16 protein-coding genes are annotated in these 15,454 nt (G+C 72.1%); 9 read left to right on the top strand and 7 right to left on the bottom strand.

Annotated elements, in window-relative coordinates:
• The first annotated feature begins 336 nt into the window (after positions 1 to 336).
• Both ACZ51S_RS33760 and ACZ51S_RS33755 read left to right on the top strand, forming a co-directional pair.
• On the top strand, positions 337 to 1,248 hold the full coding sequence (locus tag ACZ51S_RS33760) for a DUF4097 family beta strand repeat-containing protein (protein ID WP_467887417.1): 912 nt from the start codon (positions 337 to 339) through the stop codon (positions 1,246 to 1,248).
• 1 nt (position 1,249) lies between these two features.
• Entirely contained in the window at positions 1,250 to 2,146 is an 897-nt protein-coding gene (locus ACZ51S_RS33755; RefSeq protein WP_388939609.1) for a PadR family transcriptional regulator, read from the top strand.
• On the opposite strand, the gene ACZ51S_RS33750 is transcribed toward ACZ51S_RS33755, so the two are convergent.
• The 4 genes from ACZ51S_RS33750 to ACZ51S_RS33735 all read right to left on the bottom strand — a co-directional run bounded on the left by ACZ51S_RS33750 (position 2,143) and on the right by ACZ51S_RS33735 (position 5,524).
• Positions 2,143 to 2,703 (bottom strand): Clp protease N-terminal domain-containing protein, encoded by a 561-nt coding sequence (locus tag ACZ51S_RS33750; RefSeq protein ID WP_468479490.1) that lies wholly within the window; start codon positions 2,701 to 2,703, stop codon positions 2,143 to 2,145. The genes ACZ51S_RS33755 and ACZ51S_RS33750 overlap by 4 nt on opposite strands.
• Positions 2,703 to 2,912 carry a helix-turn-helix domain-containing protein gene (locus tag ACZ51S_RS33745; RefSeq protein WP_467887426.1) on the bottom strand — a complete coding sequence of 70 codons (210 nt, stop codon included), beginning with the start codon at positions 2,910 to 2,912 and terminating at the stop codon, positions 2,703 to 2,705. The genes ACZ51S_RS33750 and ACZ51S_RS33745 overlap by 1 nt, the downstream gene beginning before the upstream one ends.
• 57 nt (positions 2,913 to 2,969) lie before the next feature.
• Positions 2,970 to 3,932, bottom strand: coding sequence for a zinc-binding dehydrogenase (locus ACZ51S_RS33740; protein ID WP_468889375.1), 963 nt, complete (start codon positions 3,930 to 3,932; stop codon positions 2,970 to 2,972).
• A 389-nt stretch (positions 3,933 to 4,321) separates the two neighbouring features.
• Positions 4,322 to 5,524, bottom strand: a complete 1,203-nt coding sequence (locus tag ACZ51S_RS33735; RefSeq protein WP_388939616.1) for an NAD(P)-dependent malic enzyme — start codon at positions 5,522 to 5,524, stop codon at positions 4,322 to 4,324.
• A gap of 527 nt (positions 5,525 to 6,051) precedes the next feature.
• Here ACZ51S_RS33735 and ACZ51S_RS33730 point away from each other — a divergent pair.
• Genes ACZ51S_RS33730 through ACZ51S_RS33720 form a run of 3 tightly spaced genes read left to right on the top strand, consistent with a single transcriptional unit; the run spans position 6,052 to position 8,744 of the window.
• On the top strand, positions 6,052 to 7,002 hold the full coding sequence (locus ACZ51S_RS33730) for an ABC transporter substrate-binding protein (protein ID WP_388939617.1): 951 nt from the start codon (positions 6,052 to 6,054) through the stop codon (positions 7,000 to 7,002).
• Positions 7,003 to 7,032: 30 nt separating this feature from the next.
• The gene (locus tag ACZ51S_RS33725; RefSeq protein WP_388939619.1) at positions 7,033 to 7,980 is read left to right on the top strand and encodes an amino acid ABC transporter permease; all 948 of its coding nucleotides are present in this window, start codon (positions 7,033 to 7,035) and stop codon (positions 7,978 to 7,980) included.
• A gap of 11 nt (positions 7,981 to 7,991) precedes the next feature.
• Positions 7,992 to 8,744: an amino acid ABC transporter ATP-binding protein gene (locus ACZ51S_RS33720; RefSeq protein WP_388939998.1), complete on the top strand. Its 753-nt coding sequence runs from the start codon at positions 7,992 to 7,994 to the stop codon at positions 8,742 to 8,744.
• Positions 8,745 to 8,812: 68 nt separating this feature from the next.
• Here ACZ51S_RS33720 and ACZ51S_RS33715 read toward each other — a convergent pair whose 3' ends face one another.
• Positions 8,813 to 9,583: a class I SAM-dependent methyltransferase gene (locus tag ACZ51S_RS33715; RefSeq protein ID WP_388939620.1), complete on the bottom strand. Its 771-nt coding sequence runs from the start codon at positions 9,581 to 9,583 to the stop codon at positions 8,813 to 8,815.
• Between the two features lie 90 nt (positions 9,584 to 9,673).
• On the opposite strand from ACZ51S_RS33715, the gene ACZ51S_RS33710 reads away from it, so the two are divergent.
• Positions 9,674 to 10,303 carry a CGNR zinc finger domain-containing protein gene (locus tag ACZ51S_RS33710; RefSeq protein WP_468963046.1) on the top strand — a complete coding sequence of 210 codons (630 nt, stop codon included), beginning with the start codon at positions 9,674 to 9,676 and terminating at the stop codon, positions 10,301 to 10,303.
• Here the strand turns inward: ACZ51S_RS33710 and sodX are convergent.
• On the bottom strand, positions 10,207 to 10,626 hold the full coding sequence (gene sodX / locus ACZ51S_RS33705; RefSeq protein ID WP_388939624.1) for a nickel-type superoxide dismutase maturation protease: 420 nt from the start codon (positions 10,624 to 10,626) through the stop codon (positions 10,207 to 10,209). The genes ACZ51S_RS33710 and sodX overlap by 97 nt on opposite strands.
• Positions 10,627 to 10,799: 173 nt before the next feature.
• Between sodX and sodN the strand changes: the two genes are divergently transcribed.
• Entirely contained in the window at positions 10,800 to 11,195 is a 396-nt protein-coding gene (sodN, locus tag ACZ51S_RS33700) for a superoxide dismutase, Ni (RefSeq protein ID WP_267012273.1), read from the top strand.
• Positions 11,196 to 11,748: 553 nt separating this feature from the next.
• Here sodN and ACZ51S_RS33695 read toward each other — a convergent pair.
• Entirely contained in the window at positions 11,749 to 11,934 is a 186-nt protein-coding gene (locus ACZ51S_RS33695) for a DUF6104 family protein (protein WP_007266501.1), read from the bottom strand.
• Between the two features lie 141 nt (positions 11,935 to 12,075).
• Between ACZ51S_RS33695 and ACZ51S_RS33690 the strand changes: the two genes are divergently transcribed.
• A complete protein-coding gene (locus tag ACZ51S_RS33690) occupies positions 12,076 to 14,139 on the top strand; it encodes a VMAP-C domain-containing protein (protein WP_468889367.1) in 2,064 nt (687 codons plus the stop codon).
• 229 nt (positions 14,140 to 14,368) lie between these two features.
• Positions 14,369 to 15,448 (top strand): AAA family ATPase, encoded by a 1,080-nt coding sequence (locus ACZ51S_RS33685; RefSeq protein WP_468479485.1) that lies wholly within the window; start codon positions 14,369 to 14,371, stop codon positions 15,446 to 15,448.
• Positions 15,449 to 15,454 lie beyond the last annotated feature (6 nt).

Raw genomic sequence — 15,454 nt, 5'->3', positions numbered from 1 at the left:
CGGCGCCTGTTCCGGGTCTGAGTCGTACGGGGCACCGCGCGCCGAATTCATCTCGTTTTAGCCCCGGACGACACCCCACCCCGTCCCCGCCCCCTCACGTCCGTCGTCCGGCCGCCCGCCTGTGTCTCTGCCCCGCCGGCGCGCTTTCGCACATCCGGCCTCGTCGGCAGCTCCAGCCTCGTCGGCGTTTGAGGCGCGGGTCCGGGTGGAGCCCGGGGAACGGCGGCGGCCATGGGGGGCGCGCCCGCGAAGGGTGCTTGACTTCGGTTGGCCGCGATATATCGTGTCTAGGGAGACGCGATATGTTGCGTGCGCCAGCCTGAGGAGGAGCAGCACATGCCAGAGCAGATGACGTGGTCGGTCGCCGCACCACAGAAGCTCACCTTCGAGCGGCCCGTGGCCGACCTCCGCGTGCGCGTCGTCGGCGGCACGGTGAACGTGGTCGCCTCCGAGGGCGGCCCGGCCCGGCTGGAGGTCACCGAGGTCGACGGGCCCCCGCTGCACGTGGTCCAGGACGGCGGCACCCTCACGCTCTCCTACGAGGACCTGCCCTGGAACGGCTCCCAGGGCTTCCGGAAGTGGATCGAGGGCAAGCCGTGGAAGGCCTGGGCGGGTTCCTCCGCGGACGGCCGCAAGGCCTGGGAGCGCAGCGTCACCGTCACGCTCACCGTCCCGGCCGGCACCCGCGTCCAGCTGGCCACCGTCAGCGCCGCCGCCTTCGTGTCCGGAATCTCCGGCGGTACCGAGGTCAACGGGGTCTCGGGTGACGCCACCCTGGTCGGGCTCTCCGGGCGGGTCGAGGCGCGGACCGTCTCCGGCGGGGTCGAGGCCCAGTCCGTCACCGGTGAGTTCGCCTTCCACTCCGTCTCCGGCGGTCTGACGGTGGTCGACGGCGCGGCCGGCAGCGTACGGGCCGACTCGGTCAGCGGCGACATGCTCATCGACCTCGTCCCCGACCCGGCCGCGCCCGAGCCGGTGGACATCTTCCTGAACTCCGTCTCCGGCCAGGTGGCCATCCGCCTCCCGCATCCCGCCGACGCCCGGGTCGAGGCGAACACCGCCACAGGCAGCGTCTCCAACGGCTTCGCGGACCTGCGGGTCACCGGCCAGTTCGGCGCCAAGCGGATCACCGGCACCCTCGGCACCGGAACCGGCACCCTGCGGGCCACCACCGTCTCCGGGGCCATCGCCCTGCTGAGCCGGCCGCAGGCCGCCGCTCCCCTCCAGCTCGACAAGAAGGTGCTCTGACATGCCGCCCGTCTTCGCCCACGGCCGCCTCCGCCTCTACCTCCTCAAGCTGCTGGACGAGGCGCCCCGTCACGGGTACGAGGTGATCCGCCTGCTGGAGGAGCGGTTCCAGGGGCTGTACGCGCCCTCCGCGGGCACCGTGTACCCGAGGCTGGCGAAGCTGGAGGCCGAGGGGCTGGTCACGTACGCCACCGAAGGCGGGCGCAAGGTGTACTCCATCACCGAGGCGGGCCGCGCCGAGCTGGCCGACCGGGTGGGGGAGCTGGCCGACCTGGAGCTGGAGATCCGCGACTCCGTGTCCGAGCTGGCCGCGGAGATCCGAGACGACGTCCGCGGTGCCGCCGGTGACCTGCGCCGCGAGATGCGGGCCGCGGCCTCCGCCACGACGGCCCATTTCGAGGACGAGTCCTGGAAGGCCGCCAAGGAGGAGTTCCGCAAGGCGAAGCAGGAGTGGAAGGAGCAGGCCCGCCGGGCGAAGGACGAGAGCCGCCGGGCCCGTGAGGAGGCCCAGCAGGCGCGGCGCCAGGCCAAGGAGGCGCAGGAGCGGGCCCGCGAGGAGGTCCAGCGCATCGCCGCCCAGCTCCAGGAGCAGTTCGCCAGGTCCGGCGGGGTCCTGGGCAGCCTGGCCGGGGCGTGGCTGGGCGGTGGCGGTGCGGCGGAGGCCGGGCCCGCCGGGACGGCGAGCGCCCCGGGGCCCTCGGGATCCGGCTGGGCCGAGGACCTGACGCCCACCGCCGACCCGGCGCGGGACCTGGACCGGCTGCTGGACCGCTTCCGGGACGACGTCCGCGACGCGGCCCGCGACCACGGCGTCACCCCCGCGCAGCTCGCCGAGGCCCGCGCCCACCTGGCGGCGGCCGCCGCCCGCATCGCGGCGGGGCTGCGGCCCGGGGTTTAGCCGGCCAGGGCCGCTTCGGCGGTGGTGTAGGTGATCCCGTGGTCGGCCAGGGCCTCCGAGACCGGGCCGGGGCGGGAGAGCAGGGCCAGCAGCAGGTGGAGGGTGCCGATGTGGCGGTCCCCGCGGCCCAGGGCGATGCGCAGGGACTGTTCCAGGACCTTCTTGGCGCCCCCGGTGAACGGGACGTGCCTCTTGTCGGACTCCGGGCGGCCCAGGGCCGTGCGGAGGGAGGAGCCGAGGGTGCGCCCGCGGGGTGCGGGGGCCGCGAGGGCGCCCGCGCCGTGGGTCTCCTCGATCCGGGAGACGATCTCCGAGAGGTCGATGCCGAGACCGGCGAGGGCCTCCTCGTCCGCCCTGGACATCCCGCCCCGGCGGCGGGCGGCCCGCAGACCCGCCGTGACGGCGGCGCGGTCCACGCCCAGGCGGTCCAGGGCGCCGCGCTCCAGCAGGGAGAGCAGCAGGTGTTCCTCGGTGACGGTGGCGGCCCCGGCGTTGCGGGCCTGGGCGGCCGCGCCCGTCACCGTGTCGCGGGCGTCCCGGGTGAAGCGTTCGAACATCAGAGCCTCCCGTGCTTCTTGTGTACGGCCTGCCGGCTGACACCCAGTTCGGCCGCGATCTCCTGCCAGGACCAGCCCTGCGCGCGGGCGCTGCGCACCTGTACGGCCTCCAGCTGCTCCAGCAGCCTGCGGAGGGCGGCCACGGCACGCAGGCCCACGCGGGGGTCCTGGTCCCCGGCCCGTGCGGCGAGGTCGGTCGCTTCGGTCATGCATGTCAATTTAGGTTGACGCGGGAGGGGTGTCAACCCTGATTGACAGGCGGTTGGTCAGACCGTGAGGACGATCTTTCCGAAGAGGTCTCCCGACGCGAGCTGTTCGAAGCCCTCGCGGGCACGGTCCAGGGGCAGCACCCGGTCGATGACCGGGCGGACGCCGGTGGCGGCGCAGAAGGACAGCAGGTCCTCCAGCTCGTCCTTGGTGCCCATGGTCGAGCCGACCACCTTCAGCTCCAGGAAGAAGATCCGGTGCAGCTCGCCGGCCGGCGGGGTGCCGCCGCTGGTCGCGCCGGAGATCACCAGGGTGCCGCCGGGGCGCAGGCTCTTGACCGAATGCGACCAGGTGGCCGCGCCCACCGTCTCGATGACGGCGTCCACGCGGTGCGGGAGCCGCGCGCCCGGCTCGTAGGCCTCCGTCGCGCCGAGCTCCACGGCGCGCTTGCGCTTGGCCGCGTCGCGGCTGGTGGCGAAGACGCGCAGGCCGGCCGCCTTGCCCAGGACGATCGCGGCGGTGGCGACGCCGCCGCCCGCGCCCTGGACGAGTACGGAGTCGCCCGGCCGGACCCCGGCGTTGGTGAACAGCATCCGGTACGCCGTCAGCCAGGCCGTCGGCAGGCAGGCGGCCTCCTCGAAGGACAGCTCGGCGGGCTTGGGCAGCACGTTCCAGGCGGGGACGGTCACCTGCTCGGCGAAGGTGCCCTGGTAGCGCTCGGTCAGGATCGAGCGGGGCTCGTCCGGGCCGACTCCGTGGCCGCTCTGGCCGATCACGGAGTGCAGGACGACCTCGTTCCCGTCCTGGTCGGTCCCGGCGGCGTCGCAGCCGAGGATCATGGGCAGTTTGTCCTCGCCGAGGCCGACTCCGCGCAGCGACCACAGGTCGTGGTGGTTGAGGGAGGCGGCCTTGACGTTGACGGTCACCCAGCCGGGGCGGGCCCCGGGGGCCGGGCGCTCGCCCAGCTCAAGGCCGTTCAGCGGCTGGTCTCGGTCGATTCGGGCGGCATAGGCAGCGAACATGGCGCCAGACGCTACCGGTCGGTAGGCCTCTCTGGCCAGAGGCGGCCGATCGCCGCCGGGTGGGAGTGGAAGCGCTCGTTCGATCCTCAACTACCGCCCGTACCAGGTGGTTTGTCCATTACCCGGAGCCAATCGGAACGTCAAAGACCGCCCTGGGAGGGGGTAGGATTCCAGCCATGCGGCGCGCTCGCCATGAGCCTGTCATTCTCGTCGCGTTCTCGCTTTGCGTTCCCGCGTTCTCTTGCGCGCCCGGCAACGAGGCGGAGCGACCCCTCCCCGTTCGGGGGCGGGGAGGGTGCATTCCCCGCGAGGGAACGACGCGTACGCGAAGAGGCCCGGCCGGATCGATCCGGCCGGGCCTCGCCCGTAGCGCTGTGTCCAGCGTGGCACTAGGCCAGGCGGGCCACCCCGTCCGCCTTCGCCGCCGCGGCGACCGCGGCCGTGACGGCCTCGGCGACGCGCTCGTCGAACGGCGAGGGGATCACGTAGTCGGCGGCGAGCTCGTCACCCACGACGCCTGCGATGGCGTCGGCGGCGGCGATCTTCATGCCCTCGGTGATCCGGGTCGCGCGCACCTTCAGAGCACCCGCGAAGATGCCCGGGAAGGCCAGCACGTTGTTGATCTGGTTCGGGAAGTCCGAACGGCCGGTCGCCACGACGGCCGCGTACTTGTGCGCGACGTCGGGGTGCACCTCAGGGTTCGGGTTGGCCATGGCGAAGACGAAGGAGTTCTCCGCCATCGTGGCCACCGCCTCCTCGCCGACCGTGCCGCCGGAGACGCCGATGAAGACGTCCGCGCCCGCGAGGGCCTCCTCCAGCGTGCCGTTGAGGCCGCTCTTGTTGGTCAGCCCCGCGATCTCCGCCTTGACGTCCGTCAGGTCGGTGCGGTCCGAGGAGACGACGCCCTTGCGGTCGGTGACGCAGACGTCGCCGATGCCCGCGTCGACCAGGATCTTGGCGATGGCGATGCCCGCCGCGCCGGCACCCGCGATGACGGCCCTCAGGTCGCCGAGCGTGCGCCCGGTGAGCTTCGCGGCGTTGCGCAGGGCCGCCAGCGTCACGATGGCCGTGCCGTGCTGGTCGTCGTGGAAGATCGGGATGTCCAGCGCCTCCTGGAGGCGGCGCTCGATCTCGAAGCAGCGGGGGGCGGAGATGTCCTCCAGGTTCACCCCGCCGAAGGACGGCGCCAGACGGATGACCGTCTCGACGATCTCGTCCGTGTCCTTGGTGGCGAGCGCGATCGGAACCGCGTCCACGCCGCCGAACTGCTTGAAAAGAATCGCCTTGCCCTCCATCACGGGGAGGGAGGCCTCGGGACCGATGTCACCGAGTCCGAGCACGGCCGTGCCGTCGGTGACGACCGCGACCACGTTCGACTTCCAGGTGTACTCGTTCACGAGCTCCGGCTGCTCGGCGATGGCGGTGCACACCTTCGCCACGCCGGGGGTGTACGCCAGGGACAGGTCGTCCTTGTCGTTGACCGGCACCGTGGCCTGGATGGCCATCTTGCCGCCGCGGTGCAGTGCGAACACCGCATCGGGGTTGTTGTCCGTCGCACTGTCACTGCGAGGGTTGACGATCTCCGCTGCCACTTCGTGTGACCCCTTAAGTCCTTTGAATCGTTGAGGGTGGCCACTCCTGGTTAAGGGGTGGGCGGGCACCGCGTTCGTACTCCGCGTCGACGGTTGGCCCGTCTCCGCGAAGGGGAGGTTCGTACGCGCGGGCGCGCCGCACGCGCGCCCTGAGCCCCGGATGAGGGGTGTAAGGATCTGTTCTACCCGAAGAACGCTCGGCCAGACGAGTCGATTCCGGACTGATCGTAGGTTGCTTGTCCCGGTTTTGGCTAAAAGTCCAAAGCTTGTTGTCCAGCTGGCGAGACGTGCAGCAAATAGTGAGGCGAAAACGCCAGGTCACGGCGGTTTGTGCGGCTCCGAGGCGCCTTGCCCGCAGTCCTGTTGGGTAGTCGGGGGCGCCCGTTATCTGATTTTGACCTGACGAGCAGCCTGAATGCGTCAGTCCGAATGGCAAGATGCCGTAATCACACAAGGTCGCGACACCCGATGGTGCGTGCCCGGCCTTCTCTCGGATGCTTTTCCACCCCTGTCGGAGGAACCAGCTCATGACCGCAAGCACCACCCGTCGTACGACCGCCGCCCGGTCCCGGATCGCCGCGGTCGGCGCGATCGCGGTCGCCGGCGCCCTGATCCTCACCGGCTGTGGCGACCAGACCGAGGGCAACGGCTCCTCGAACTCGGGCAAGACGGACAACAGTGCCCCGCTGTTCTCGAAGCTCCCGAAGAAGATCCAGGACGCCGGCGTCATCAAGGTCGGCTCGGACACGGCCTACGCGCCGATGGAGTTCGTCGACGGCGGGAAGATCGTCGGTGTCGACCCCGACATCGCCGAGGCGCTCGGCAAGCAGCTGGGTGTGAAGTTCCAGTTCACCTCCGGCACCTTCGACGGCCTGATCACCTCCCTGGAGACCGGCCGCCAGGACATCGCGATGTCCTCGATCACGGACAACAAGAAGCGCCAGGAAGGCCTCGACGACAAGGGCCAGAAGATCGGCAAGGGCGTCGACTTCGTCGACTACTTCTCCTCCGGCGTCTCGCTCCTCGTCAAGAAGGGCAACCCGGAGAACATCAAGTCCCTCGACGACCTCTGCGGCAAGACCGTCGCCGTCCAGCGCGGCACCACGTACGAGGACACCTTCAAGGCGCAGGCCGAGAAGTGCGGTGACAAGAAGCTCACCATCGAGGCCTTCGACACCGACGCCGAGGCCCAGACCCGCGTCAAGGCCGGCGGCGCCGTGGCCGACCTGAACGACTACCCGGTCACTGCCTACACGGCGAAGACCTCGGGCGGCGGCAACGACTTCGAGGTCGCCGGCCAGCAGGCCGACGTCGGCCTCTTCGGCATCGCGGTCTCCAAGGAGAACACGCAGCTGCGCGACGCCCTCAAGGAAGCCCTCGACGCCATCATCAAGGACGGCTCCTACGCCAAGGTCCTGGAGAAGTGGAACGTCAAGGACAGCGCCGTGCAGTCCGCCACCATCAACGCGGGCAAGTAAGACCGAGCGCTCCACTGAAGGGCAGTCATTGTGACTGACAAGATCGACAAGGGCCCGGCCGCGACTCCGGCCGGACCCGGCGCCTCGGGCAACCCCTACGAGGCGATCAAGGCCATCCCCGTACGGCACTACGGGCGCTGGATCAGCGCCGTGGTCGTCGCCGTACTGCTCACCTGGCTCGTCTACGCCTTCTCCCAGGGCAAGATCATCTGGGGGACGGTCGGCGACAAGCTGTTCGACCCCGCGGTCATCAGCGGCCTCGGCAACACCATCATCATCAGCATCTCGGCCATGGCGCTGGGCCTGGCGCTCGGCATCCTCTTCGCCGTGATGCGGCTGTCGAAGAACCCGGTCACCAGCTTCGTGGCCTGGCTCTACATCTGGTTCTTCCGCGGCACCCCGGTCTACGTGCAGCTGCTGGTCTGGTTCAGCCTCCCCCTGATCTTCCAGTACATCGACCTGGGCCCGATCTACAAGAACGAGACCGTCGACGTCATGACGCCGTTCATGGTCGCCCTGCTGGGCCTCGGCCTGAACGAGGGCGCCTACATGGCGGAGATCGTCCGCGCGGGCATCCAGTCCGTCGACGAGGGCCAGAGCGAGGCCTCGCACGCGCTCGGCATGACCCAGACGCAGACCATGCGCCGCGTCGTGCTGCCGCAGGCCATGCGCGTGATCATCCCGCCGACCGGCAACGAGTTCATCAACATGCTGAAGACCTCCTCCCTGGTCTCGGCGGTGCAGTACACCGAACTCCTGCGCGCCAGCTCCAACATCGGCAGCACCGCCGGCGCGGTCATCGAGATGTACTTCGTGGCCTCCATCTGGTACCTGGCGCTGACCAGCGTCTTCAGCGTCGGCCAGTACTACCTGGAGCGCCGCTACGCCCGCGGCTCGCTGCGCAGCCTGCCGCCCACCCCGTTCGAGCGGCTCAAGGCCAACCTCAACATGTTCCGCCGTACGGAGGTGGCGAAGTGACCGCCCAGCCGATGGTCAAGGCCGAAGGCGTCCACAAGTCGTACGGCGCCGCCCACATCCTGCGCGGGATCGACCTCGAGGTCGCCCCCCGCGAGGTCTTCTGCCTGGTCGGCCCGTCCGGCTCCGGCAAGTCCACCTTCCTGCGCTGCATCAACCACCTGGAGCGCATCAACGCCGGCCGGCTCTCGGTCGACGGCCAGCTGGTGGGCTACAAGCAGAAGGGCGACAAGCTCTACGAGCTGAGGGACAGCGAGGTCGCGGCCCAGCGCCGGGACATCGGCATGGTCTTCCAGCGCTTCAACCTCTTCCCGCACATGACGGCCATAGAGAACGTCATGGAAGCCCCGGTCATGGTCAAGGGCGAGAGCAAGGCGGTGGCCCGCGAGCGCGCCGTACGCCTCCTCGACCGCGTCGGCCTCGGCGACAAGGGCGGGAACTACCCGACGCAGCTCTCCGGCGGCCAGCAGCAGCGCGTGGCGATCGCCCGCGCGCTGGCCATGGAGCCGAAGCTGATGCTCTTCGACGAGCCCACCTCGGCCCTGGACCCGGAGCTGGTCGGCGACGTCCTCGACGTCATGCGCGACCTGGCCGAGTCGGGCATGACCATGATCGTGGTGACCCACGAGATGGGCTTCGCCCGCGAGGTCGGCGACAACCTCGTCTTCATGGACGGCGGCGTGGTGGTCGAGTCCGGCCACCCGCGCGATGTGCTCGGCAACCCGCAGCACGACCGGACGAAGGCGTTCCTGTCCAAGGTGCTGTAGGCGGCACGCGCTGACGCAGGGGCGGTACGGGTTCCCGTACCGCCCCTGCGGCGTGCGCGGCGAAGTCCCTACCGCAGTCCTAGGACCAGCGCGTCCGAGGGGGAGCGCCAGACCGAGCGGGCCTCCGCGAAGCCCGCCTCGCGCAGGGTGCGGGCGTGCCAGGCCTCGTCCGGGGTGTCGCCGTCGGCGTGCTCCCCGTAGATCTCGAACCGGGCCCGGACCGCCTCGGCCAGCACCGGGTCGGAGCCGGCCATCTCCCACCAGTCGCGCCAGTCCAGTACGCCCGCCGCCCGCGCCCGGTCCATCCCGGCGTGACGGTGGGCGTGCTCCGCGGCGTCGATGCGCGGGGTGGTGGGGTCGGGCATGTGGTCGGCGTTCATGAAGACCCCGCCGGGGCGCACCAGCGGCGCGATCTGCCCGTACAGGACGGCCAGCTCCTTGCCGGTGAGCCAGTGCAGGGCGGTCGCGGTCAGCACCGCGTCGTACGAGTCGTACGGGAGGGCCGCGCGCCAGTGCGGGTCCGTGAGGTCGGCGGTGACGAAGGAGACCCGGTCGTCGCCGGCGAAGTGACCGCGGGCGATCGTGAGCAGCGCGGGGTCGAGATCCAGCCCGGTGCTCGTCGCCTCCGGGAACCGCCGCAGCAGCCGGTCCGTGATACTTCCCGTACCGCACGCGAGGTCCAGCACCCGGGGTGCGGGGCCCACCACGGCCTCCACCATGTCCAGCATCACCCGGAACCGCTCCTCGCGATCGGGCATGTACCACTCCTGCTGGCGGTCCCAGCTCTCCTGCCAGGCCCGCCAGTCCGTACCGAACGAGCCAGTCACAGCGTCCGCCATCCCGAACTCCTCCACACGTAATACCCTCGAAGGCATAGGAGCCGTTACCCGGCTCATGCAGACACTAATCCGCATCCGTAAGGACTACCAGTGGAACTGGTCCATTACTCGGACTTCGCCGTGCGCCTGGTCAACACCGAGGAACCGGCCCGCAACAAGGACGCCCTGACCTCCGTGGAGGACGTCCGCGCCCTCTTCGGGCCCAGCGTGCAGATGGCCCGCCGGGTCACCGACACCGACGTCACCCGCTTCCGCAACGTCCGCGGCCGGCTGCGCGCCGTCTTCGAGGCCGCCGACAGCGGCGACCACGTCCTCGCAGTAGACCTGCTCAACTCCCTCCTCATGGAGTTCCCGGTCAGCCCCCAGGTCAGCGGCCACGACACCCTCGGCGAGGACGGCCGCCCCGACTGGCACATCCACCTCGCCGAGCACCCCTCCAACGCCTCCGCGGGCTACGCCGCCATGGCCTCCATGGGCCTCGCCTTCGCCCTCACCGAGCACGGCCCCGACCGCCTCGGCCTGTGCCAGGCACCGCCCTGCCGCAACGCCTACCTCGACACCTCCACCAACCGGTCCCGGCGCTACTGCTCCGACCGCTGCGCCACCCGCGCCAACGTCGCCGCCTATCGCGCCCGCAAGCGGCTGGAGGCCGAGACGTCGGCGCGCAGCGGCCGCACCGCCGACACCGCCCAGGACAGCCGCGCCCTCAGCGAACGCTGACCCGCCGGGCGCGGCCGCAGCCGCAGGAACGCCACCGCCAGCACCAGCTCCTCGGGGACCGGGCCGTAGTCGGTGCTGTCCCCGGTCTCGTTGAACGGGTTGTCCCCGAGCATCCACCAGCCGCCCGCCCGGCGCTCCGCCGCCCGCTTGACCACCAGCAGGTCCTGCTGGAGCGGATGCCGGAACACCACCACGTCACCCGGCCGGACCAGCGCCCCGTACCGGACCACCAGCCGGTCCCCGTGCACCAGCGTCGGCACCATCGACGGCCCCGCCACCTCGGTGATCCCGACCCGCATCCGCACCTGCCCGCTCTCCGCCATCTCCGGCCTCCTCATCCCTCCCCGCATGCTGCCGTACGGGCCCGTACGTTCGCTCACCCCCGCTCGGCCGGGGCTGGACTTTTGTCCTAAGCCCATGGGGGCGGCCGCGAATTCCGGATTCTCAGCGAGTAATCTCCACTCTTGAGAAGACGATCACGAGGAGGACCCACTCCATGCTTTCCCGCTTCTTCGCCCCCAAGGTGAAGGTCTCCGCCCACTGCGACCTGCCCTGCGGCGTGTACGACCCGGCCCAGGCCCGTATCGAGGCCGAGTCCGTCAAGGCCGTCCAGGAGAAGTACCAGGCCAACGACGACGCGGACTTCCGCGCGCGCGCCATCACCATCAAGGAGCAGCGCGCCGAGCTCGCGAAGCACCACGTCTCGGTGCTCTGGAGCGACTACTTCAAGCCCCCGCACTTCGAGAAGTACCCGCAGCTCCACACCCTGGTCAACGACACCCTGAAGGCCCTCTCGGCCGCCAAGGCGTCGAACGACCCGGCGACCGGCGCCAAGGCCCTCGAGCTCATCGCCGAGATCGACCGCATCTTCTGGGAGACCAAGGCCGCCTGATCCTGGGCGCCCGAGGGATTTCCCCGCGCTGCTGGTCAGAGCGCACACGACAACGGCCCGACCGCTTCGAGCGGCCGGGCCGTTGGGCCATCCGGATCATTCGAGGTCCGCGGCCTCGACGCAGACAGGCGTTCGTCGGTGACTGCACCGAGGGCGGCTCGGGATGCCCGTCCCGTCGGTCGCCCAACGGGTGGTGCTGCCTCTGCAGTCGGTCGACTACGGTCCGCTAGTGAGGAGTTGCGGTGAGCGAGAGCCTCGGTGAGGAGCCGCGGGCGGTGTGGGTCGACCCTCGGTACGCCGACATGTTGGCGACCTGGAGCTCGATGCGGGTGTCGCGTCGGCCCGGGAGGCGGCCGGGCCGCGTCTGCCCCCACGGCGCTGGGGTAACCGTCATGGTCGATGCGGAGACGATGGCGCCCCGCAACGTCCAGTGCGGGAAGTGCTCCCCGGCTCCGGACTGATCGAGCGCACCGGACGGCCCCTTCCGGCCGGGCGCGGCCGCTTCCTTCCGGCCAAGGGCGGCGGAGGAAGCGGGGCCCGGACGGGAGACGGGCTACTCGTCGTCCTCGTCCTCGTCGTCCAGCCGGGCCAGCCAGGTCGCCAGGCGTTCCACCGGGACCTCGAAGTCCGGGTTCAGGTCGACGAACGTACGGAGCTGCTCGGCGAGCCACTCGAAGGTGACCTCCTCCTCGCCGCGCCGCTTCTCCAGCTCCTCGATGCCGCGATCGGTGAAGTACAAGTCGGGCTCCGTGCCGTGTCGTGGTGATGGGGGTCTTTCCGCCAGGATAATCCGCTTACCGGCGAGACCCTCCCGCCCGTGGGGTCCACGGCGCTACCGTGGACGCCCTTCACGGGGCGAGCGGGGAACGGGGGACCAGGGATGCCTGATGGGCGCACGGCCGGATCCGCGCGCGCCTTCGAGCTCCTGGAGCCCCTGGTCCGGGCCGCCACCGTACGCGTCCACGCGCCCCCGGACGGGTATGAGAGCCCTGGGACCGGGCCGACGTGGGGGAGCGGGTTCTTCATCGCCCCGGGCTGGGTCCTGACGTGCGCGCACGTGGTCGGCGAAGGGGGTGCTGCCGTGCGGCTGACCGGGCGTGAAATCGGCATCACCTTCTTCTCCGGCAGTTCCCCCGGCCTCGACGGGGCCACCGGGACGGTCACCGGCCGGGTGGAATGCGTGCTCCCCGAACGGCTCGACGAGCGACGGCCCGGGCGGCGCGCCCTGTGGGACCTGCCCGACCTGGCACTGGTACGGGTCCTCGCCCCCGTCACCCACGCGTGCGTCTGGCTGACCGACCGGGCCAGACCCCGCCTCGACGAGGCCGCGTACTTCGGCTGCACCGAGGAGCTGGGCGTCCGCGAGATCACCGGCCGCACCACCCGCCTGCGCGGCATCGCCGCGGGCGGCGCCGCGATCCGCCTCGGCGACGACGACGAGATCGAGGCCGGCATGTCCGGCGGGCCGGTGGTGGACCTGACGCGCGGGGAGGTCGTGGGGATCGTCAAGGCCCGCCGGCACGCGGGCGGCGGCGGACTCGCCGTGTCCGTGGCCCAGCTGCGTACCCTGCCCACGCCGGCGAACGGCCAGAGCGGCCTCTACCGCAGGGTCATGCAGGCCCACGACCTCTACCACTTCGACCGCCACCTCAGCGACCTCGACAGCCGCCGCACCTGGACCGACGTCCACGACGAACTGCCCACCGAGGACGGGGACCCGTACGGCCGCCGCGGCCGGCTCACCCCCGGCGAGCGCACCACCCTGTGCGGGCTGCTCGCCGAACTCCCCGCGCCCGTCTCCTCGGAGGCCGTCCGCGAACTCGCCGAACAGGCCCGGGGCGAGGAACCCGACACCACCCTGCCCGCCCCCCTCACCTGGCGCGACGGCCTCGGGCTGCTGCACGACCCGCCCGGCGCGGGCGGCGAGGCCGCCGCGATGCTCCGGTACGCGACCGGCGTGAGCGTGGCCGACCACCGCGAGCCGTCGGCCCCGGGAGCGGACGAGGAGCTCTGGGACTGGGTACGGGCCACGGCGGAGCGGCTGTGGCGCCCGCTGCGCCGGGAGCTGGGCGAGCGGCACGAGCGCGGCCTCGCCGAGCGGGATCGGCGCCGGCGCGCCGCCGTCGGCCGGGAGGCGCACGGCCCCGTCCGGAGCTCCGGCGGGCTGCCGCCCGGCCCCTCCGTGCTGCTGGAGGCCTGGGCGCACGGCTGGGAGGACGTCTACGACTGGCGGGTGTCGGTGCTGGCCGGCCCCGTCCGCCCCGACCGGGTCACCCCCGTGGCCGCCGGCGTACGGGCCACCCTGGCGGCCCTGCCCGACGTGCTGCGCGCCCCGCTCGCGGAGGGGTTCCGGCGGTGCGACACCCACGAGGCGGCCGCGCTCCTCGAAGTCGCGGCCGCGCCGGAGCTGTTCGGGCTCGCGGTGGACGAATGGACCGTGTCGGGCGGGACCCCGGTCGGGGTGCAGCGGCCGGTGGTGTTCCGCTTCGGCGGGGACGCCGTCTCGGCCGGGCGCTGGGCACGCGTGCAGGCGGGACCGCTGCTGGGCCAGCGGGCCGACTGCCTGCGCGGCCGCCCCCGCAGCCCCTCGCCGGGGTGGCTGGCGGGGCTCCTGGACCACACCGTCCCGGTGCTCTGCGGGGCGGCGGCGACCGAACCGACGCTGGGCGCGCTGCACTCCGTACGGGAGGCCGGCTACGGGGTGGTGGTGTGCCGCAGGCCCCCGGCGGACCCGGGGGTCTCCTGCGCCCCCTTCCACCGGGGGCTGCGGGAGGAACTGGCCGGGGCGGGCCGGGGCGCCGTGCTGCCGCAGCGCGTCCAGGCCCTGCGGCGACGGGCGTACGGGGCGGATCCCGACGCCTACTGGGCGGCCGGGCTGACCCTCGTGTGGGACGACCCGGCGCGGGCGCTGCCGGAGGACGAGCCGTTGCAGGGGGACCTGTGAGGCCGGGCCCCGGAACGGCCCGGCGGGCGGCGGGAGTGGTGCGGGAGGTCCGGGCGGTGCCCGTGGTGCCCGTGGCGCGCGTCGTGCGGGTGGCTCCGGCGGTGCGGGGGACGGGGACGGGGCCGGGGGCGCACGGCGGTGACCGGCGGTACGGGCGTCGCGTGCGGTGCGGGCGATACGGGGGCAGCCGGCGGTACGGGCGGCGCGGGCACGACGAGTGGTACGGGCGATGCGGGCGAGGCCGGCGCTGCGGGCTTCGCGGGAGGGAGCGGCCGTGAACGAGGAATGGCTCATCTACCGGGGCGTGGGCGAACCCCACGACGGGATCGCGGCCCTGCCCGACCCGCCGCCCTGGCGGGACTTCGACGGCGGCCCCGTCGTGGAACCGGGCGGACCCGCCGCGGCCGCCGACGGGAACGTGGCCCGCCGGCTCGGCGCCCACCGGCAGGCCGCCGAGCTGCACCGGCCCGAGCCCGAGGAGCTGGAAGCCGTCAACGCCGCGCTCTACCTGCGCCGCCCCCTGCTGGTGACCGGCTACCCCGGCACCGGCAAGTCCACCCTCGCCCACGCCGTCGCCCACGAGCTGAAACTCGGCCGGGTGCTCCGCTGGCCGGTGGTGTCGCGCACCGTCCTCCAGGAGGGCCTCTACCGCTACGACGCCCTCGCCCGGCTCCAGGACGTACAGATCGCCGCCGGCGCGCGCGGGGCGGCCGGGGAGGGCGGCCCGGCCGCAGGCGGCGCGCCCGGCATCGGCAGGTACATCCGGCTCGGCCCGCTCGGCACGGCGCTGCTGCCCACCGAACGCCCCCGCGTCCTGCTCGTCGACGAGCTCGACAAGAGCGACATCGACCTGCCCAACGACCTGCTGAACGTACTGGAGGAAGGCGAGTTCACCCTTCCCGAGCTGGAACGCGTCGCGGACTCCGAGCCCGAGGTGCAGGTGCTCACCGACGACGGCGCCAAGGTCACCGTCCGGGACGGGCGGGTGCGCTGCCGCGCCTTCCCCTTCATCATCCTGACCAGCAACGGCGAACGGGACTTCCCCGCCGCGCTGTTGCGCCGCTGCATCCAGCTCAAGCTCGGGCAGCCCGGCGAGAAGCGGCTCGCCACCATGGTCCGGGCGCACCTGGGCGAGGAGGCCGCCCAGCTCGGCGCCGACCTGATCCGGGAGTTCCTCAGCCGCTCCCGCTCCGAGCTGCTGGCCGCCGACCAGCTGCTCAACGCCATCTACCTGACCCACTACGCGGCCCCGCCCAGCCGGGACGACCTCGCGGACCTGCTCATCCAGCGCCTCGACCGCCCGAGGTGAGCGGCC

The organism is Streptomyces sp. NPDC034043 (genome assembly GCF_055575675.1).
The sequence above is the reverse complement of the archived record's forward strand: the minus strand, read 5'-3'. Positions and strand labels throughout refer to the sequence as shown.

Coding starts and splice junctions, on each gene's coding strand:
- ACZ51S_RS33720 (WP_388939998.1), top strand. CDS start 7,992: ATGGTCAAGGCCGAAGGCGTCCACAAGTCGTACGGCGCCGCCCACATC.
- sodN (WP_267012273.1), top strand. CDS start 10,800: ATGCTTTCCCGCTTCTTCGCCCCCAAGGTGAAGGTCTCCGCCCACTGC.
- ACZ51S_RS33690 (WP_468889367.1), top strand. CDS start 12,076: ATGCCTGATGGGCGCACGGCCGGATCCGCGCGCGCCTTCGAGCTCCTG.
- ACZ51S_RS33755 (WP_388939609.1), top strand. CDS start 1,250: ATGCCGCCCGTCTTCGCCCACGGCCGCCTCCGCCTCTACCTCCTCAAG.
- ACZ51S_RS33760 (WP_467887417.1), top strand. CDS start 337: ATGCCAGAGCAGATGACGTGGTCGGTCGCCGCACCACAGAAGCTCACC.
- ACZ51S_RS33750 (WP_468479490.1), bottom strand. CDS start 2,703: ATGTTCGAACGCTTCACCCGGGACGCCCGCGACACGGTGACGGGCGCG.
- ACZ51S_RS33730 (WP_388939617.1), top strand. CDS start 6,052: ATGACCGCAAGCACCACCCGTCGTACGACCGCCGCCCGGTCCCGGATC.
- ACZ51S_RS33740 (WP_468889375.1), bottom strand. CDS start 3,932: ATGTTCGCTGCCTATGCCGCCCGAATCGACCGAGACCAGCCGCTGAAC.
- ACZ51S_RS33715 (WP_388939620.1), bottom strand. CDS start 9,583: ATGGCGGACGCTGTGACTGGCTCGTTCGGTACGGACTGGCGGGCCTGG.
- sodX (WP_388939624.1), bottom strand. CDS start 10,626: ATGGCGGAGAGCGGGCAGGTGCGGATGCGGGTCGGGATCACCGAGGTG.
- ACZ51S_RS33685 (WP_468479485.1), top strand. CDS start 14,369: ATGCGGGCGAGGCCGGCGCTGCGGGCTTCGCGGGAGGGAGCGGCCGTG.
- ACZ51S_RS33745 (WP_467887426.1), bottom strand. CDS start 2,912: ATGACCGAAGCGACCGACCTCGCCGCACGGGCCGGGGACCAGGACCCC.